This is a genomic window from Flavobacterium phragmitis (assembly GCF_900112575.1).
Classification (GTDB): domain Bacteria; phylum Bacteroidota; class Bacteroidia; order Flavobacteriales; family Flavobacteriaceae; genus Flavobacterium; species Flavobacterium phragmitis.
Genome location: NZ_FOMH01000003.1, coordinates 338,817 through 357,138, shown reverse-complemented (window position 1 = coordinate 357,138; position 18,322 = coordinate 338,817). Strand labels below are relative to the sequence as shown.

The window sequence follows — 18,322 nt, the reverse complement described above, 5'->3', positions numbered from 1 at the left end:
TTTTAATTATTTATTTTCCGTATAAATCCAAGCCGTTCTTCCTGATTTTAGTTTGACCTGAACTCTTTTGTAGGAATTAGATTCAAATTGATCGACCTTTAATAATTCGTTATTCGTAACTTCAAAAACAGCACCATGTATAACATCTTCTAGGCTTTCGCTTGGTACTGCAACAACATAATCAGCCATTCCAAATTCCTCTTCTATCTGTAAACTTTTTAATTTGTAACCCAATATTTGATCTTGAGTTCCAACTAAAACTTTATTAAAAATCTGCATCTGAATTTGTTTTGATCTAAGTGTTCCGTATGAGAATAATAGTTCCATAATTATGATTTTTCTCGTTATTTGTTAGCGTTGGCAATTATAAAAAACCAACGTCCAAATTACAATTTTTATTACAATTTAAAGTAATCAATATAATTATCTAAATCTTTATCGCCACGTCCAGAAAGACTGATTACTACAATATCTTCCGGTTTGAATTTCTTTTGATCCAAAACTGCAAAAGCGTGGGCACTTTCAATTGCTGGAATAATTCCTTCTAATTTTGTCAATTGTAAACCAGCATTCATTGCATCGTCATCGGTTACAGAGAAAAATTCCCCGCGTCCGCTTTGTGCTAAATGCGCATGCAAAGGCCCAACACCAGGATAATCCAAACCAGCAGAAATAGAATACGGTTCTGTAATTTGTCCGTCCGGAGTTTGCATTAAAAGTGTTTTACAGCCGTGAATTACACCAACTTTTCCTAATTTACTTGTTGCGGCGCTATGACCGCTATCAACTCCTTTTCCAGCTGCTTCAACGGCGATAATTCCAACTTCTGGTTCGTGCAAAAAGTGGTAATACGTTCCTGCAGCGTTACTTCCACCGCCAATACAAGCGACTACATAATCCGGATTTTCACGTCCTTCTTTTTCTTTTAACTGCCATTTGATTTCTTCTGAAATAATACTCTGAAAACGAGTTACCATATCCGGATAAGGATGCGGTCCAATTGCCGATCCAATAATATAATGTGTATCAACAGGATTGTTGATCCAGTCGCGAATGGCTTCGTTCGTTGCGTCTTTTAAAGTTCTTGAACCCGAAAGTGCCGGACGAACTTCAGCGCCTAGCATTTTCATACGAGCCACGTTTGGCGCTTGGCGTGCAATGTCAATTTCGCCCATATAAACGATACATTCAATTCCCATAAGAGCACAAACTGTTGCAGTTGCCACACCATGCTGACCAGCTCCGGTTTCAGCAATAATTCTTTTTTTGCCCAGACGTTTTGCTAATAAAATCTGTCCGATTGTATTGTTTACTTTATGCGCTCCAGTATGATTTAAATCTTCTCTTTTTAGATAAACTTTAGTATTGTATTTTTCAGACAGACGTTTTGCAAAATACAATGGGCTAGGGCGTCCTACATAATCTTTAAGCAGTTGATTGAACTCTGCTTTAAAATCAGGTTCATCCATAATGCTTAAGTATTTCTGGCGTAGTTCTTCTACATTTGGATATAACATTTCTGGAATGTAAGCTCCTCCAAATTCTCCGTAATATCCTTTTTCGTTAACGTTAAAACTCATTTTTTTAAATTTTAAAAGTTGGCAACATCAAATTTTCGTTTGAAATTGCTAAATAAATTTCTGTTTTTCAGCCCTGGCTCAATTTCAAATTTACTGTTTACATCGACAGCGTAGATGGGTAAATTGGTTTTTGAAATTTCTTCAATAGCTTTTAATTCATTCATTCCGATTCCGCCACTCAAAAAGAAAGGTTTTTTGGAATTGTATTTTTTTAATATCGTCCAGTCGAAAGTTGTTCCGTTGCCTCCTGGAAGTTTTCCTTTGGTGTCAAACAAAAAATAATCGCTGACTGCTTCAAAAGGTTTTATAACTTCAAAATCAAAATTTTCATCGGCTGAAAATACTTTTATAATTTCGACTTTTTTCGGTAATTGTTGTTTTAGTTCTGATAAAAATTCCACAGATTCATTTCCGTGTAACTGAACGGCTTGTAAATTGTATTTTGCGATTTTTTCCAGAATTTCCTCCCGACTTTGATCTACAAAAACACCTACTTTTTTGACTGTTTTTATAAGTTCAGGAATCGTTCCGTCAAAATATCGCGCGGATTTGTCCCAGAAAATAAATCCCATATAGTCAGGCAACAGCGCGCCTACTTCGAGAATATTTTCAGGATATTTCATACCGCATATTTTAAGTTTCATTTTTTTATTTGTTTTTTTGCCACGAAGGCGCTAAGACACTAAGTTTTTTTTTCTTTTTGGCGCAAAGACACAAAGGCGCTAAGTTTTTTTATTTTTTTGCCACGAATTACACTAATCTCCACGAATTGAATTAGTGTAATTTGTGAAATTCGTGGCAAACTAAATTTAAAGCTGTTTAATAAATTCTGTTGCGGCTTGTCCTGCATTGTCGGTTTTCATGAAGTTTTCTCCAATTAAGAAACCTTTGTAACCGTAAGGTTTTAATTCTTGAATGGCTTCGATTGATGAAATACCGCTTTCAGAAACTTTAACAAAATCATTCGGTATTTGTGATGCCAATTCTTTGCTGAAATCTAAACTTACCTCAAACGTTTTTAAATTTCTGTTATTTACACCAATCATGTCCAAACTTGGCATAATAGACTTTTCCAGTTCTTCCTGATTGTGAACTTCCAATAAAACTTCCAAGCCTAATTTCTTTGCAAATTCAGATAAAGATTTTATTTCCTCACGAGTTAAAACTGCTGCTATTAAAAGAATTAAATCGGCTCCGTGCGCTTTTGCTTCTAAAATTTGGTATTCGTCTACAATAAATTCTTTTCGCAAAAGCGGAATATTTACTGATGATCTCGCCAGAAGTAAATCGTCAAGAGATCCTCCGAAATATTTTCCATCAGTCAAAACTGAAATTCCACAAGCTCCAGCGTCTTCATAACCTTTTACTACTTCTTCAACAGTAAAATTATTGTTGATAATGGATTTTGAAGGAGAACGGCGTTTGTGTTCTGCTATAATTCCAGAATTACTTTCTTTTAATTTCTGACTAAGAGAAATGGTTTGTTTTCCAAAAAATACAGAAGCTTCCAGCTGAGAAACGGGAATGATTGATTTCTTCAGAATGACTTCTCTTTTTTTGTCTATTATTATTTTATCTAAAATGTTCATTGTTGTTGTTTTGCCACGAAGTCACAAAGGCACAAATTTGTTAGTGCTAATTCGTGAAATTTGTGTTTGTTTTTATTTACTTAATTCTTGTAATTTTTTAAGTGCTTGATGCCCTTTTCCAGACAATAAACTTTCTTTTGCTAATTCAAAACCCTCTTTTGGAGAGCATTTTGTTACTGTTGCGATTGCCATTGCGGCATTGGCGCAAACCACATTGTTTTGTGCTTCAGTTCCTTTTCCTGAAATGATATTGGTAAAAATTTCGGCAGATTCTTCAATGGTTTTTCCGCCTTCAATTTCAGTTTGCGATAAAAGATGAACACCAAAATCTTCCGGATTTAACATTCCCTCCATGTGGTTGGAAATGGTTTTTGTTGGACCTGTTAATGAAATTTCATCATAGCCGTCAAGCGAATGTAAGATGGTGAAATTCACATCAGTATTTTGGTATAAATAAGCGTACATTCTCGCCAATTCTAAGTTGAAAACGCCAACCAATTGATTTTGTGGAAACGATGGATTTACCATTGGTCCCAACATATTAAAGAAGGTTTTTACAGCCAGTTCTTTTCTGATTGGCCCCACATTTTTCATCGCAGGGTGAAATAGGGGAGCGTGTAAAACACAAACTCCTGCCTGATCGATGCATTTTTCTAAAAAGTCAGGATCGTTACTGAATTTAATTCCCATTTTTTCCATCACGTTGCTTGATCCTGAAATAGATGAAACTCCGTAATTTCCGTGTTTAGCGATTTTAATTCCGGCTCCTGCAGAAATAAATGAGGCTAAAGTAGAAATATTGAAAGTATCTTTTCCGTCACCACCCGTTCCGCATAAATCGATAGTATTATAAGCTGATAAATCGACACGAATGCATAATTCCAATAAAGCTTCACGAAATCCCGAAAGTTCATCGATTGTAATGCTTCGCATCATAAAGACGGTCAAAAATGCTGAAATCTGACTTGGATTATACTGACCGCTTGAAATATTAATCAATACTTGTTTTGCTTCTCCTTTAGAAAGCACTTCATGATTGATTAATTTGTTTAATATAGTTTTCATTTTTTTTTTAAGATTCTAAGTTGCTAAGATTCTGAGATAATGAGTTTTTTGCTCTAACTGTAAACTGTGACTGAATACTATTCCGAAGTTTCGGGACTGAACACTGATCACTAACTCTTCACCCAATTCTCTAACATTTTTTTTCCGTTTGGAGTTAATACACTTTCTGGGTGGAATTGAACGCCTCGAACATCATAATTTTTATGCCTTAAAGACATTACCTGACCGTTTTCATCAAATGAAGTAGCTTCAAGTTCGTCAGGAAGGTTGGTGTCTACAACCCAAGAATGGTATCTTCCCACTTCAAATTCTTTTCCTAAGCCTTCAAACAGAATTTCATCATCTACCACCGTTTTTACATTTGTCGAAACGCCGTGATATACTTTATCAAGATTTGAAAGTGTTCCGCCAAAAACTTCGCCAATTGCCTGTTGTCCTAAGCAAACGCCAAGAATACTTTTTGTCGGACTGTATTTTTCGATTACTGCTTTTAATAGACCTGCTTCATCCGGAATTCCTGGCCCTGGAGAAAGTAATATTTTTTCGAATGACGCAATTTCATCAATATCAAATTCATCGTTTCTGTAAACGGTAACTTCGCAGTTTAAATCTTCTAAATAGTGTACTAAGTTGTAAGTGAAACTATCGTAATTGTCTATAACTAAAATCTTTTTCATTTTTTTTAAGTTTCTAAGTTGCTAAGGTTCTGAGATACTAAGTTTTTTACTGAAAACTGAGACTGAGACTGGCAACTAAATTTTATTTTTCTCGAACGTATTTCTCAATAATAATATGATCTACGCCTAATTTTTCTATTTTTTCTATTCCTTTTTGAATTAAGGTATCGTTCTGAACTTTTACTACAAATTCAAACTTGTTGTTTTCCCAGTTGCGATTATTAAAATATTCTAGATTTTCGGTATAAATACTGTCTTTCAAAGTATATTTTCCGCCTCCTGCAAAATATAATGCTGTTGTTGAATCTTTCCCGTTTTTCAAATCATGATTTAGAAAAGCAAAGTGAGAATCATTTATAATCTTAATCATTTTGGTGTTTTTATTGAAAGTAGAAAAAGTCGAATCTTTCTCAGTAGTTTCAGCTGATATAAGACGCCAGGTTCCCTCAATCGGATTTTTCTTTTCAGAATTACAAGATAAAATTGTAATGATTAAAACTAAAATTGAAATTGCTTTTCTCATGGTTTTTATGGTTTGTTTGTTAATTGTTTCAAGTTTTATGACTGAACACTAAAAACTGAACACTGACTACTAAATTTTCTCTGCCATTTCCAGCGCTGTATTCAAGGCTCTTAATTTATTGTAAACTTCCTGCATTTCGCTTTCTTCATCTGAGCTTGCTACAATTCCGGCGCCCGCCTGACAATGTAATTGATGATTTTTAGAAAGGAAAGTTCGAATCATAATGGCGTGGTTAAAATTTCCATCAAAATCCATTACACCAATTGCACCTCCGTAGAAGTTACGGTTTGTTTTTTCGCAATCTTCAATTAACTGCATGGCTCTGTGTTTCGGAGCTCCGCTTAATGTTCCCGCAGGAAAAGTATCTGCTACAACCTGCATAGTTGTCGCTTTGTCATGTAAATGTCCTGTTACTTTTGAAACTAAGTGAATTACGTGAGAGAAAAACTGAACTTCTCTGTATTTTTCTACATTAACATCATGACCATTTCGGCTTAAATCATTTCTTGCCAAATCAACCAACATTACATGTTCGCTGTTTTCTTTTTTATCTTCAGAAAGTTCTTTGGCTAAAAGGGCATCACGTTCATCATCTCCTGTTCTTTTAAAAGTTCCCGCAATTGGATGAATTTCGGCTTTTCTGTCTTTTACAATAATTTGTGCTTCCGGAGAAGAACCAAAGATTTTAAAATCACCATAATCAAAAAAGAACAAATACGGAGAAGGATTAATGCTTCTTAAAGCTCTGTAAACATTGAATTCGTCACCTTTAAATCCCTGCGTAAAACGACGTGATAATACTAATTGAAATACATCACCTCTGTAGCAGTGTTTTTTGGCTAAAGCCACATTTTCTTTAAATTCCTCATCGGTTAAATTAGAAAAACCTTCGCCTTCTTTAGAAAATTTATAAGAAGCTATATTTCTGGATTGTAACAATTGTTCGATTTCTGCAATGTTATTTTTTCCATCTACACTGTGGCAGAAAATATAAGCTTCATTTTTGAAATGGTTTATCGCAATAATGTTTTGGTAAACAGCGTAAAAAACATCTGGAATTGAAGTTGCATTGTCTTTTTTTGCAATTGAAACTTTTTCGAAATAACGAACGGCATCGTAAGAAATGTATCCGAATAAACCGTTGTTAATGAATTTGAAATCATTTTTCTCCGATTTAAACTGACCTGAAAATTCCTGAATTACCTGTGGAATATTTGTTGAAGAATCGATATTGATTTTCTCTGAAGTTCCGTCAGGAAAAGTTTTCGAGATAACCTCGCTTTCGATTTTGATAGTAGCAATTGGATTACAGCAGATATAAGAGAAACTGTTGTCATTTCCGTGGTAATCACTACTTTCCAGTAATAAACTATTAGGAAATTTATCTCTGATTTTAAAGTAAATACTAACCGGCGTAACAGTGTCTGCCAGAATTTGCTTGTAATTGGTATTAAGGATAAAAGGTTTCAATGTATGTAGTTTTTTAATTGTGTTCGTTTTTAATTTAAATTATGACCAAAAAAAAAGGCTTGTCGTGATGACAAGCCTTTTATATTTATAGTTTTCTTACAATACCATAGGAAGCTTTGTTCACGACGTCTGACGTAAATTGCTCCACCACCAAGTATTGTTTAAAATTGTTCTCATTTCTTTATTTTGATGTGACAAATATATAAATGTAATTTTAAATAGCGTACATAAAATTTCAAAAAAATCTTTTCAAAATTTCAAAATTTGTTAAATTTTATTTAGCTGATGCATTACAACTCCTTAATTTCCAATAGCCAGCGTATTGTTTACATTTAATCTAAAATCTGGATTTGCTTTTATATTTGGAAGATAAAATAGTTCGTTTAGCTTTACTTTTGTGAATTGGATATCGTATTGAGGGTTACCATAATAGTTTTTTATCCCTGTATTGTTACTTGCAGATTCACTTTCAATTTCGCCTTTGCAGTTGTTGGCAATCACATTTTTAAAGCTAATTTTAGAAAGATTTGCTTCTCCATTTCCAATTGCACCTTCAAGTAAAACAAAAGGAGCAAAACCTGAAACTACACTATTGGTCAGGTTGAAAAAGGTGTTTTCTCTGATGTAAGCAGATTCCCTTACCAAACCTTGATTGTTTTCTTCCAGATTGACCAAAGTGATATTGCTGGCATTTATTTTGGTCATTTTTTTCGTCATATCCGTATTGGCAATTTTCTCATAAGAGTCAACTTCAAAACATCTTGAACCTGAAATGTCTGAAGAAAATGGATGACGAATCGCAATACTATTACTAATGTTAATTTGAGCACCTTGTGTAAAATCAAAATCATCATCTGTTGTTCTAAATGAGATAAGGTTGCTAAGATTTAAATCTCCTCCATAACACTCAAAAGAATCATCATTTGAAAAACTAATCTGGATATTACTTACGATGGTTTTTCTTCCGACACCTGCAAGAGAAAGTCCGTTAAGTTCTTTAGAAGCGCTTAATTTTCTACCCGCATATTCAATTCGCACATATTTTAAAATCCCTGAATTATCTTCCGGATCCTGACCTCCGTAATGATTTAAAGTCGGCTCCAGATCAAAAGGTAACGTATGAACACCTCCTAAAGTATTAATAGGCGCTTTTCCTAAAACAATAATTCCGCCCCAGTCACCTGGTTTTCTATTGTTTATTTCATTTTCTGAAGTGAAGATAATGGGGTCGGTTTCCAAACCTTCAGCAATAATTTTTGCTCCGTTTGTAATTACAAGAGTACCGCAGGTTTTATCATCTCCACGGATTACGGTTCCGGGTTCTATTGTTAAAGTAGCGTTATTGGTAACATACACAACGCCAACTAAATGGTAGACATTACGTTTTACTAATCTGGTATCTTTATCGATAGTTCCAGCTATGATATTAGTAGCTTCGCTGTAGTCATTAACAGCAGGCCTAAAACTAGTCCAGTTGTTCATCCAGTTTGTATTTCCTGTAATTCCTTTTGGCTGTTGCTGTGCGTGTGCGAAAAGGCTGATAATGAATGTGATAGAAGCAATGCGTAATTTTGTTTTCATAACTATGATTTTAATTTCTAGTTTTTGATTTTTTTAATTGTCCCAAAATTAGAAGCCGTATGTTAATCAAAGTCCCGAAGCTTATTACGAAAGCGTTATTTTAATATTAAGAACGTTATGTTTTTGAAAAGAAATTCAAATCGACTTATACCAAATTATATTAAAATTGAAACCAGTAAATTTTCATTTAGAGATAATTTGTAACTTTGATAAAAATAGAAAGTGATGGACTTAGATACTAGAAAAGTAAATTTTATTAGAGACTTTCTGAAATTGGAAAGTGAGAAAGCAATTTCTCAGTTCGAAAAATTATTAAAAAAAGAAAATAAAATTGACTCCTCATTAGAACCAATGTCAATATCTGATTTTCAAAAAAGAATTGATAGTTCTGTTGAAGATTCTGTAAATGGGCGAGTAACGGATGCAAATGATTTAATTGCCGAAATTGAGAAATGGCGCTAAGAATTGTTTGGACTGATTTTGCTAAGGCAGAATTGAAGAGTATTTTTGATTACTATAAAAGGACAGCTAGTTTAAATTTAGCAAAGAATCTTGTAGTTGGGATTTTAGGATTACAAAAGAAACACTTAAGTTAGAAACACAGTCTGAAATTGGTCAAAAAGAAGAACTTTTACTTAATTATTCAAGAGAAATACGTTATTTAATTTTCAAAAATTATAAAATAATTTACTGGATTAATTTAGAAAAAAACGCAGTCTAATTTTGGATGTCTTTGATACTCGTCAAAATCCTATAAATATGAAGAGAACAAAATAAAAAAATAAACCCCGACAATTTTAAACTGTCGGGGTTTTGTATTTTTTTGAACTAGTAAGTCTTAAAAATTAGAATTTTAAAGCTACAGCTAATTCGAACTCGTCATTGATAGTTTTGTCTCCTAAACCGTCGAAGAAACTACCTGAACCATATTTAATATCGTATTTAGTTCTGTCAACTTTGAAAGCAGTTGTAGCAGTGTTTCCTTTTACAGTGATGTCAAAAGTTACCGGTTTAGTGATTCCTTTGATAGTTAAATCAGCAGTTACAGCGTAAACATCAGTAGATTTTGAACTGATAGTTTTGAAAACTAATTTTGCAGTTGGGAATTTATCAGTTCCGAAGAAATCGTCAGCTTTTAAGTGCCCGTTTAATTTTCCTTGGTATTCTCCAGTTAAATCAGTTGAAGTTAATGAAGTCATATCAACTGTAAAGCTACCACCTGCTAATTTTTTTCCTTTGAAAACTACAGCTCCTTCTTTGAAGTTTACAGTTCCAGAGTGTTCTCCAGTTACTTTTTTACCTACCCATTTGATAGTAGATGCTTTAACGTCGATTTTTTTTGTTTGAGCGTTTACTGAGATTCCAGCTGCTGCTACGAATAATGCTATTGCAATTGTTTTTAAATTTTTCATGTTTTTAAAATTAAAATTGAATTTGGATTAATAAATAATTATAGTGTGATAAATAATTCTTCGTTTGATTTTCTAACTTTTTTATAGTGTTGTGTAGTATCTTCATCATGTCTGTAACCTACTGTTGCGATTACTGATGCATTTAAACCTAATTTGTCGAAACCTAAAATTTCGTTGAATTTAGCAGCATTGAAACCTTCCATAGGAGTAGCATCAATTTTTAATTCTGCAGCAGCATTTAATAAGTTTCCTAAGGCTAAATAAGTTTGTTTTGCAGTCCAGATATGTTTTGCCTCAGCAGATAAATTGGTGATTACACCTTTCATCATGTCGCTGAATCCACCTAAAGCATCAACTGGTACGCCTCTGGTTTCGCTAATATTGCTGATGTATTTGTCTACAGATGCAGTGTCAAGGTTTAAGTCATTTGCAAAAATAAATAGGTGAGAAGCATCTGTAATTTGAGTTTGTCCCCAAGCTGCCGCTTTTAATTCTTCTCTTAACGCTGGATTTTCAACGATAATAACTTTGTATGGTTGTAATCCGTATGAAGAAGCACTTAATCTAACGGCTTCTTTTAAAGTGCTTAGATCTGTATCAGAGATTTTTTTTGTTGCATCAAATTGTTTTGTTGCATATCTCCAATTTAGATTTTCTACGATATTGCTCATAATAGTAATTTTATTTGTTGGTTCTAAATTTTTCTAATAACTGATTTAAGAAAAGTAATTCTTCTGGTTTTAGATTGTCAGCAAACGCTTTTTCGTGTTCGTCTACTTTTGGATCTAATTCTTTTAAAACATCTAATCCTTTCTGAGTAATCAAAACTTCTATTTTTCTTCGATTATCTGGACAGACATTTCGGGTTACAAATTCTTTTAACAATAATTTGTCTACCAATCTTGTTGTGTTGCTTGTTTTAGCAAGCATTCGTTCTTGTATTACGCACATATTGGCTGGTTTCCCTTTTTGCCCTCTTAATATACGTAACACATTGTATTGCTCTCCAGATAAATCATACGGTTTAATTAACTCGTTGAAATGATCCTGAACGACATTTTGTGTGTACATGATATTCAGAATAACTTTTTTCGCATTATCCATCTTAACCGTACTCTTAATAACCTCTTCAATTGTCATAGTCGTAAGTGTATAATTTGTATATACAAATGTAGAACTTTTGATATTTGTATATACAAGTGTCGTGTTAAAAATTTGTTAATTATTAAAACATGTAAGAATTCAAAGAGCTTATTGGATTGAAAATCAGAATGAAATTAATTCTATTTTTTGAAATAAAGTGTTGATTTTTAGTTTTTTAAATTATAAATAATCTTAGTCTTGAACCCTTGCGAATAAATTTTACTGAATTTGATACTGCAAAATAGAAATGCTGTTAATGGCAGAAACGACTTATGCTTTTTTAGTTTATTTTGAACGTTTAAAGCGTTTGAAAATCTATTTTTGAGTTGCTTCTGAACTCTGAAAGGAGAAAACCTTTGGAAATTTCATTGAAATCTTCAATTTCTTTACTGATCCAATTTTCATCTCGATTCAATTCTTTAGCCATAATTCGTGCTGTCTTTTCAGCAGATTGAATTGCTGCTCTAGCATCTAAAAACAACAATCGAACACGTCTTGCCAAAACATCATCGACTGTTCTCGCCATTTCGTAACGTACAGCCCAAACGACTTCGGCAATCGTGAATTCGTGATTTGGATGTAGTTTTTCTTTTAATTCAGGTTCGTTTTCTTGTAGTTGCAGTATTTCTGAAATATCGCTACCGTATATATATAAGTGATTTTCACGATCAAGATTATTAGTCGTTTTGTTTCCGTGAATAGCTAAATGTTCTGTCACGCAAGATTTTTTAGGAAGCTTTCCTTTTAAAATAGCTTTATCGATTATTTCTTCTGCCATTTTTCTGTAGGTTGTCCATTTTCCACCGGTAATGGTTATTAAGCCAGTTTCAGAAACAATAATCTTATGACTTCTCGAAACTTCTTTTGTACTTTTCCCCTCTTCTTTTGGTGCTGCCAACGGACGTAATCCAGCAAAAACGGAAAGCACATCAGCTCTTGTTGGTTTTTTTGCTAAGAAGCGCTGGGCGGTTTCCAAAACAAATTGGATTTCGCTTTCTAATGCAATAGGCTCCAAGCTTTGCTTTTTGATTAAAGTATCAGTAGTTCCAACTACAATGCGATTATGCCATGGAACAGCAAATAAAACTCTTCCGTCTTTGGTTTTCGGAATCATTAAGGCATGTTCACTAGGTAAAAAAGATTTATCAAATACCAAATGAATTCCCTGACTTGGAACAATATATTTTTTGTAAACGGTGTCGTTTAACTTCATTATAGCATTGGTAAAAACTCCTGTTGCATTTATTACAGTAGAAGCTTTTAGACTATAAGTAATTCCAGTTTCCTGATCGGTTACCTCAACACCAATTACCTGATTGTTGTTGTCTTTTAATAAATTGACAACTTTTGTATAGTTTAAAACACAAGCTCCATTTTCAACAGCTGTCTGGGCAAGATTAACCGCCAGACGAGAATCATCAAACTGGCCGTCATGATAAATAACACCATTTACCAATCCGTTTTCTTCTACATTTGGGAGCATTTCAATAGTTTTCTTTTTTGAAATGTACTTTGAACTACCCAAACTCAAACAACCTGATAATAAATCGTAGATTTTTAATCCGATGGTATAAAAGTAACCGCTCCACCAATTGTAATTCGGAATTACAAAAGATTGATTTTTGACTAAATGTCCAGCATTTTGTGCCATTAATCCTCTTTCTTTTAATGCTTCTCTTACCAAATGCACATTTCCTTGTTCGAGATAACGCACGCCACCGTGAACTAATTTAGTACTTCTGCTGGAAGTCCCTTTGGCAAAATCTACGGCTTCTAATAAAATGGTTTTATAACCTCGGCTTGCTGCATCAATGGCAGTTCCAAGTCCGCTTGCTCCACCACCAATAATTATTACGTCCCAATTTTCGGTATTCTGTAATCTGGATAACTGTTCTGAACGGTTCATGTTTTACGCTGCTTTTATGGGACTTATTTGTTTTAAACAAACTTAACAAAAGGAAATTAAAAATGGATGAAGAAAAGTTTTTGGTTTTATTTGTTTCAGGTTTAATGTTTCAAGTTGATTAACGTTGAGAAATTTAACCGCAAAGTTCGCAAGGTTTTTTATAAACAAGACTTTTATAAAGCGCAAAGTTCGCAAAGCTTTATAAATAAACTTTGCGAACCTTGCGTATATCTTTGCGAGCTTTGCGGTTAAATCAACTTCAAGCTTGAAACAAATTTTAATGAGGAAGTTTATCCTTAATCAATCCATAAACCCAAGTTCCTGCAATCGCACTTACTAAAGTAACCACAATAACCGTTGCTCCAGTTCCAATTTGAGCGAAAAGTGGCCCTGGACAAGCTCCCGTAATTGCCCATCCGAAACCAAACATCAGACCACCATAAATTTGTCCTTTACTGAAAGTCTTTGGCTGGATTTCGATTTTCTCGCCATTAAGAGTTTTGATGTTGAATTTTTTAATCAATTGCACCGATATTAAGCCAACTACAACAGCGCATCCAATTACGCCATACATATGAAACGACTGGAAGTGAAACATTTCCTGAATACGGAACCAGCTGATGATTTCGGCTTTTACGAATACAATTCCGAAAAAGATGCCGACGATTAAATATTTAAGATTTGCAAATGCAGTTTCTTTTTTATGGCTTGCGTTGATTCCTTCGCTGTCTGTATTTTTATTTTCTAGATTGCTCATTTTTGAAATTTTAAAGTGAAAGAATATAAGGTAAAATCAAAAGTGACATTATAAAACCGCCAATCATAAAACAGATTGTAGCGACTAAAGATGGCCATTGTAAATTTGAAAGTCCCATAATCGCATGTCCGCTCGTACATCCACCTGCGTAACGTGTTCCGAAACCAACTAGAAATCCGCCCACAACCATCATAATGAATCCGCGAAGTGTCAATAAACTTTCCCAAGAAAAGAGTTGAGCAGGAACTAAGCCAGTATGTTCGGTGATTCCGTAACCTGCTAATTGTGCTGAAAGTTCTGGAGCAATTTCAACTGGATTTGGATTAGAAAGTAAATAAGCTGCAATAACGCCACCAAAGAAAATTCCTAAAACAAAGAATAAATTCCAGCTTTCTTTTTTCCAGTCGTATTTAAAGAAGGAGATATTTGCCGGAATACAAGCCGCACAAATATGACGAAGTGACGAACTAATCCCAAAAGATTTATTTCCAATAATTAATAAAATAGGAACGGTTAATCCAATCAACGGACCCGCAACATACCAAGGCCAAGGTTCTTTAATGATTTCTAATATACTCATTTTTTTAGGTTCAAAGGTTCAAAGGGGCAGAGGTTCAAAGGGAAAAACTTTGTCGCTTTGCACCTTTGGATCTCTGTACCTTAAAATTATGCGTTTAATGTTTTACTTTGGCAAACAAAATCTGATTTTGGAAGATTAGTTTTTGAAATTGCTCCAAAACCGCCTTCCACTTCAGAGAAATTTCTGAAACCGCGTGCTTGTAAAATCGAAGCAGCAATCATACTTCTGTATCCGCCTGCACAGTGCAGATAAAAATGCTCATTCGGGTTAATATCTTTTACCCAGTCATTAATATAAGCTAAAGGTTTACTGTAGGCATCTTCAATATGTTCTGCAGCATATTCAGTTTCTTTGCGAATGTCAACAATTTTGTCCGTTTCAAGATTCACTTCGTTTGCAAATTGTTCTGCCGTGATTCGGTTAATGGTATCAATTTCAAAACCTGCTTTTTGCCATGCTTTGAAACCGCCTTCTAAATGTCCAATGATGGTATCAAAACCAACACGGCTCAAACGAGTAACAGTTTCTTCTTCCATTCCAACGGTTGTAACCAAAATAATTGGCTGTTTTACATCGGCAATTAAAGTTCCAACCCACGGTGCAAAATCACCATTGATTCCAATATTAATAGATTGTGGAATAAAACCTTTGTGGAAATCGGCTGCACTTCTTGTATCTAAAATTAAAGCGCCGGTTTCTTCTGCAACTGCTTCAAATTCTTTTACGTTAATAGCTTTCATTCCGTTATGTAAAACAGTTTCAAAACTTTCGTATCCGCCTTTGTTCATGGCTACGTTCATGCTGAAGTAGGCTGGAGGAGGTAATAAACCATCTGTTACTTCCTGAATAAACTCAGCTTCTGTCATATTGGCTCGTAAAGCATAGTTAGTTGCTTTTTGGTTTCCGATAGTCGAAACAGTTTCTTTACTCATATTTTTTCCGCAGGCACTTCCGGCACCGTGTGCAGGATAAACGATAACATCGTCAGCAAGTGTCATGATTTTATCTCTTAAAGAATGAAATAAAATCCCTGCCAATTGATCTTGCGTCATTCCAGCTGCTTTCTGCGCTAAATCCGGACGCCCGACATCTCCGATAAATAAAGTATCGCCTGAGAAAATGGCGTGATCTTTTCCGTTTTCGTCAACAAGTAAAAATGTTGTACTCTCCATAGTGTGACCCGGAGTATGTAAAACTTTGATAGTTACTTTTCCGATTTTAAATTCTTGCCCGTCTTTTGCAGAAATGCAGTCAAATTCGCAGGCAGCGTTTGGTCCGTAAACAATTGGAGCGCCTGTTTCTTTGCTTAAATCAACATGTCCAGAGACGAAATCGGCGTGAAAATGGGTTTCAAAAATGTATTTCAATTTTACATTGTCTCTCTCCAAACGATCTAAATAAGGTTGCGTTTCTCTAAGAGGATCAATTATAGCAGCTTCACCATCTGAGGTAATATAATAAGCACCTTGTGCTAAACATCCGGTGTAAATTTGTTCTATTTTCATGATATGAAATCTAAAATATGTGGGGTACAAAGATAACTTTGTTTTCCATTAAAATAGGTGACTAATGTTACAGAAATTTGATTTCTGAAAAAAAATGATGTGGATTTTGCCATAGGAGTTATATAAAGTGATTTAAAGTTGAGCAATTACGCTTTAAGCTTTAATTTTGCATATGACGAATGTCATTTCAAAACAAAAATAAAATGAACACAAAAGACTTATTAGATCAAATTGCTTTTATAAAAGAGATTGATAAAGTAAAATACATTCAGCGAAAAACAAAATTGTTCAACAGTGACCGATGCGAAAATGATGCAGAACATAGCTGGCATTTAGCTTTGATGGCGATTGTTCTGGCTGAACATTCCAATGCGCCAATTGATGTTTTGAAAGTCGTAAAAATGGTTTTGATACACGATATCGTAGAAATTGACGCAGGTGATGTTTTTATTTATGATACTACAAAAAGTCACGATAATACAGATGAAGAAAGATTAGCTGCCAATAGGATTTTTGGTTTACTGCCGAAAAATCAAGCCGAAGAATTAATTGCGATCTGGGAAGAATTTGAAGCTGGAGAAACCAACGAAGCCAAATTTGCCAGATCTATGGATAGATTAGAGCCTTTATTGCAGAATACTTCTAACAACGGCGGAACATGGAAAGAGTTTGGAGTAACCTATGATAAAGTTTATGAGAAAAAGAGCGTCATTAAAAATGGTTCAGCATCGTTGTGGAATTATGCCGAAGGTTTGATTAATGAAAGCGTTGAAAAAGGGATTTTAGAAAAATAATCAATATTAACCACATTATTAAAAATTAAACATAGCCTGCGGTTTCAACCGCAGGAACACAATCTATATCACCATACATTTCCCGTGGTTGAAACCACGGGTTAAGTTTAAGCACGTAAATCTACACACAATATTGTTATTTCGACCGAAGGGAGAAATCACACGCGGAATTCCACAACGTATATCTCCAATCTTTGTCGAGTTTCTAGTGTGATTTCTCCCTTCGGTCGAAATGACAAACTGTATGTAACTCAAAAAATGACAAGTTTCATTTCTACTCTTTAAATTGTTGAAAAGTTTAACAAATATCAAGCGATAAACTTTTTTTAAAGGGCGTTAATTCGGGTTGTAATGGTTAAATTTGTGGAACTTCATAAACAAATTACCACTTATGGAAGAAATGCTCTTTTATGATCGAATGCAATTCGCATTCACCATTACTTTTCACTACCTTTTTCCGCAGCTTACAATGGGTCTTTCGTTGATCATTGTTTACTTCAAATGGAAATTTCTTAAAACTAAAGACGAACAATACAATCACGCCACCCATTTCTGGATGAAAATCTTCGCTCTTAATTTTGCAATGGGCGTTGTAACCGGAATTCCGATGGAATTTCAGTTTGGAACCAACTGGGCAAAATTCTCCGAATTAACAGGCGGAATCATTGGTCAGACACTGGCAATGGAAGGAATGTTTTCTTTCTTTCTCGAATCGTCATTTTTAGGTTTGTTTTTATTTGGAGAAAAACTGCTTGGACATAAATGGCATTTTGTAACCGGATTATTAATCATGATTGGTTCCTGGGCCAGCGGATTCTTAATTATAGCAACGCATTCGTGGATGCAAAATCCGGTTGGATATGAAATTTTGGAAAACGGAAAATTTGTGCTGAATAACTTTCAGGCTTTATTTTTAAATCCGTGGCTTTGGCCTTCTTATTTACATAATCAGGCCGCTTCTTTGGTAACAAGTTCTTTTGTTGTCGCCGGAATTGGTGCCTTCTATATTTTAAGTAAAAAGAATGTTTCTTTTGGGAAATTATTCTTGAAAACCGGAGTAATCTTCGGATTGATTTCGAGTATTGTTGTAGCAGTTCCAACAGGAGATTTAGCGGCAAAAAATGTTGTAAAATACCAGCCTGTAACTTTTGCAGCAATGGAAGGAATTTTTCATACCGAAAAGAAAGGTTCTGAAATTGTCTTAATTGGTCAGCCCGATGTGAAAGATAAAAAACTGGATAATAAAATTGCAGTTCCAAACATTCTAAGTTTCCTGACTTACGGAAACTGGGATCAGGAAATACAAGGTTTAGATCAGTTTGAAGAAGATTTGCATCCAACCAATATTTCCGGACTATATTATGCTTATCATATAATGGTGGGTCTGGGAACGGTTTTTATTGGACTGATGGTGATTTCTCTTTTTCAATTAATAAGAGGGAAATTATTCGAGACCAAATGGATTTTGTGGTCGTTAATGTTCATGATGCCGTTTCCGTATATTGCCAATACAACAGGCTGGTACACGGCCGAATTAGGAAGACAGCCTTGGTTAGTTTATAATTTATTACGAACAGCAGCAGGCGCTTCGCCAACAGTTTCTTCGGGAAATACATTGTTTACCTTACTTGGCTTTATAGGATTATATCTTTTACTCGGAATGCTGTTTTTACTTTTAGTTGGAAAAATTATCAATAAAGGACCACATCATGTGGAACTTTCAACAGAAAAAATATAAGT

19 protein-coding genes are annotated in these 18,322 nt (G+C 34.4%); 3 read left to right on the top strand and 16 right to left on the bottom strand.

Annotated features, from left to right (window positions below; all coding sequences use genetic code 11):
* Window positions 1-6 precede the first annotated feature (6 nt).
* The 9 genes from BM289_RS07130 to BM289_RS07090 all read right to left on the bottom strand — a co-directional run bounded on the left by BM289_RS07130 (window position 7) and on the right by BM289_RS07090 (window position 8,485).
* A complete protein-coding gene (locus BM289_RS07130; RefSeq protein ID WP_091492035.1) occupies window positions 7-327 on the bottom strand; it encodes a gamma-glutamylcyclotransferase family protein in 321 nt (106 codons plus the stop codon).
* A gap of 71 nt (window positions 328-398) precedes the next feature.
* Window positions 399-1,580, bottom strand: coding sequence for a tryptophan synthase subunit beta (trpB, locus tag BM289_RS07125; protein WP_091492033.1), 1,182 nt, complete (start codon window positions 1,578-1,580; stop codon window positions 399-401).
* An 11-nt stretch (window positions 1,581-1,591) separates the two neighbouring features.
* On the bottom strand, window positions 1,592-2,224 hold the full coding sequence (locus BM289_RS07120; RefSeq protein ID WP_091492032.1) for a phosphoribosylanthranilate isomerase: 633 nt from the start codon (window positions 2,222-2,224) through the stop codon (window positions 1,592-1,594).
* Between the two features lie 165 nt (window positions 2,225-2,389).
* Window positions 2,390-3,169, bottom strand: coding sequence for an indole-3-glycerol phosphate synthase TrpC (trpC, locus tag BM289_RS07115; protein WP_091492030.1), 780 nt, complete (start codon window positions 3,167-3,169; stop codon window positions 2,390-2,392).
* Window positions 3,170-3,241: 72 nt separating this feature from the next.
* Entirely contained in the window at window positions 3,242-4,234 is a 993-nt protein-coding gene (trpD, locus tag BM289_RS07110; RefSeq protein ID WP_091492029.1) for an anthranilate phosphoribosyltransferase, read from the bottom strand.
* A 110-nt stretch (window positions 4,235-4,344) separates the two neighbouring features.
* Window positions 4,345-4,911, bottom strand: a complete 567-nt coding sequence (locus BM289_RS07105; RefSeq protein WP_091492027.1) for an anthranilate synthase component II — start codon at window positions 4,909-4,911, stop codon at window positions 4,345-4,347.
* Between the two features lie 82 nt (window positions 4,912-4,993).
* The gene (locus BM289_RS07100) at window positions 4,994-5,434 is read right to left on the bottom strand and encodes a hypothetical protein (RefSeq protein ID WP_091492025.1); all 441 of its coding nucleotides are present in this window, start codon (window positions 5,432-5,434) and stop codon (window positions 4,994-4,996) included.
* Window positions 5,435-5,503: 69 nt separating this feature from the next.
* Window positions 5,504-6,904: an anthranilate synthase component I family protein gene (locus BM289_RS07095; protein ID WP_091492024.1), complete on the bottom strand. Its 1,401-nt coding sequence runs from the start codon at window positions 6,902-6,904 to the stop codon at window positions 5,504-5,506.
* 300 nt (window positions 6,905-7,204) lie between these two features.
* Complete coding sequence (locus BM289_RS07090) at window positions 7,205-8,485, bottom strand: hypothetical protein (protein ID WP_091492022.1); 1,281 nt, start codon at window positions 8,483-8,485, stop codon at window positions 7,205-7,207.
* A gap of 225 nt (window positions 8,486-8,710) precedes the next feature.
* Between BM289_RS07090 and BM289_RS07085 the strand changes: the two genes are divergently transcribed.
* Complete coding sequence (locus tag BM289_RS07085) at window positions 8,711-8,947, top strand: hypothetical protein (RefSeq protein ID WP_091492020.1); 237 nt, start codon at window positions 8,711-8,713, stop codon at window positions 8,945-8,947.
* 383 nt (window positions 8,948-9,330) lie between these two features.
* On the opposite strand, the gene BM289_RS07080 is transcribed toward BM289_RS07085, so the two are convergent.
* From BM289_RS07080 to BM289_RS07050, 7 genes are all read right to left on the bottom strand, one after another.
* Entirely contained in the window at window positions 9,331-9,897 is a 567-nt protein-coding gene (locus BM289_RS07080; protein ID WP_091492019.1) for a YceI family protein, read from the bottom strand.
* 38 nt (window positions 9,898-9,935) lie between these two features.
* Window positions 9,936-10,568, bottom strand: a complete 633-nt coding sequence (locus BM289_RS07075; RefSeq protein ID WP_091492017.1) for an NAD(P)H-dependent oxidoreductase — start codon at window positions 10,566-10,568, stop codon at window positions 9,936-9,938.
* Window positions 10,569-10,578: 10 nt separating this feature from the next.
* Window positions 10,579-11,037 (bottom strand): MarR family winged helix-turn-helix transcriptional regulator, encoded by a 459-nt coding sequence (locus tag BM289_RS07070; RefSeq protein WP_091492016.1) that lies wholly within the window; start codon window positions 11,035-11,037, stop codon window positions 10,579-10,581.
* Window positions 11,038-11,338: 301 nt separating this feature from the next.
* A complete protein-coding gene (locus BM289_RS07065) occupies window positions 11,339-12,946 on the bottom strand; it encodes a glycerol-3-phosphate dehydrogenase/oxidase (protein ID WP_091492014.1) in 1,608 nt (535 codons plus the stop codon).
* 277 nt (window positions 12,947-13,223) lie between these two features.
* Entirely contained in the window at window positions 13,224-13,703 is a 480-nt protein-coding gene (locus BM289_RS07060; RefSeq protein WP_091492012.1) for a DUF6691 family protein, read from the bottom strand.
* 10 nt (window positions 13,704-13,713) lie between these two features.
* Window positions 13,714-14,277 carry a YeeE/YedE family protein gene (locus tag BM289_RS07055; protein ID WP_091492323.1) on the bottom strand — a complete coding sequence of 188 codons (564 nt, stop codon included), beginning with the start codon at window positions 14,275-14,277 and terminating at the stop codon, window positions 13,714-13,716.
* A gap of 92 nt (window positions 14,278-14,369) precedes the next feature.
* Window positions 14,370-15,788, bottom strand: coding sequence for an MBL fold metallo-hydrolase (locus BM289_RS07050; protein WP_091492011.1), 1,419 nt, complete (start codon window positions 15,786-15,788; stop codon window positions 14,370-14,372).
* 203 nt (window positions 15,789-15,991) lie between these two features.
* On the opposite strand from BM289_RS07050, the gene BM289_RS07045 reads away from it, so the two are divergent.
* A complete protein-coding gene (locus BM289_RS07045) occupies window positions 15,992-16,582 on the top strand; it encodes an HD domain-containing protein (RefSeq protein WP_091492321.1) in 591 nt (196 codons plus the stop codon).
* Between the two features lie 391 nt (window positions 16,583-16,973).
* Entirely contained in the window at window positions 16,974-18,320 is a 1,347-nt protein-coding gene (locus BM289_RS07040; protein WP_091492009.1) for a cytochrome ubiquinol oxidase subunit I, read from the top strand.
* Window positions 18,321-18,322: the final 2 nt, after the last annotated feature.

Bases quoted from the DNA above. Each gene is read 5' to 3' on its own strand.
- BM289_RS07050 (WP_091492011.1), bottom strand. From the start codon at position 15,788: ATGAAAATAGAACAAATTTACACCGGATGTTTAGCACAAGGTGCTTAT.
- BM289_RS07090 (WP_091492022.1), bottom strand. From the start codon at position 8,485: ATGAAAACAAAATTACGCATTGCTTCTATCACATTCATTATCAGCCTT.
- BM289_RS07130 (WP_091492035.1), bottom strand. From the start codon at position 327: ATGGAACTATTATTCTCATACGGAACACTTAGATCAAAACAAATTCAG.
- BM289_RS07100 (WP_091492025.1), bottom strand. From the start codon at position 5,434: ATGAGAAAAGCAATTTCAATTTTAGTTTTAATCATTACAATTTTATCT.
- BM289_RS07075 (WP_091492017.1), bottom strand. From the start codon at position 10,568: ATGAGCAATATCGTAGAAAATCTAAATTGGAGATATGCAACAAAACAA.
- trpD (WP_091492029.1), bottom strand. From the start codon at position 4,234: ATGAAAACTATATTAAACAAATTAATCAATCATGAAGTGCTTTCTAAA.
- BM289_RS07105 (WP_091492027.1), bottom strand. From the start codon at position 4,911: ATGAAAAAGATTTTAGTTATAGACAATTACGATAGTTTCACTTACAAC.
- BM289_RS07080 (WP_091492019.1), bottom strand. From the start codon at position 9,897: ATGAAAAATTTAAAAACAATTGCAATAGCATTATTCGTAGCAGCAGCT.
- trpC (WP_091492030.1), bottom strand. From the start codon at position 3,169: ATGAACATTTTAGATAAAATAATAATAGACAAAAAAAGAGAAGTCATT.
- BM289_RS07060 (WP_091492012.1), bottom strand. From the start codon at position 13,703: ATGAGCAATCTAGAAAATAAAAATACAGACAGCGAAGGAATCAACGCA.
- BM289_RS07065 (WP_091492014.1), bottom strand. From the start codon at position 12,946: ATGAACCGTTCAGAACAGTTATCCAGATTACAGAATACCGAAAATTGG.
- BM289_RS07045 (WP_091492321.1), top strand. From the start codon at position 15,992: ATGAACACAAAAGACTTATTAGATCAAATTGCTTTTATAAAAGAGATT.
- BM289_RS07120 (WP_091492032.1), bottom strand. From the start codon at position 2,224: ATGAAACTTAAAATATGCGGTATGAAATATCCTGAAAATATTCTCGAA.
- BM289_RS07040 (WP_091492009.1), top strand. From the start codon at position 16,974: ATGGAAGAAATGCTCTTTTATGATCGAATGCAATTCGCATTCACCATT.
- BM289_RS07085 (WP_091492020.1), top strand. From the start codon at position 8,711: ATGGACTTAGATACTAGAAAAGTAAATTTTATTAGAGACTTTCTGAAA.
- BM289_RS07070 (WP_091492016.1), bottom strand. From the start codon at position 11,037: ATGACAATTGAAGAGGTTATTAAGAGTACGGTTAAGATGGATAATGCG.
- trpB (WP_091492033.1), bottom strand. From the start codon at position 1,580: ATGAGTTTTAACGTTAACGAAAAAGGATATTACGGAGAATTTGGAGGA.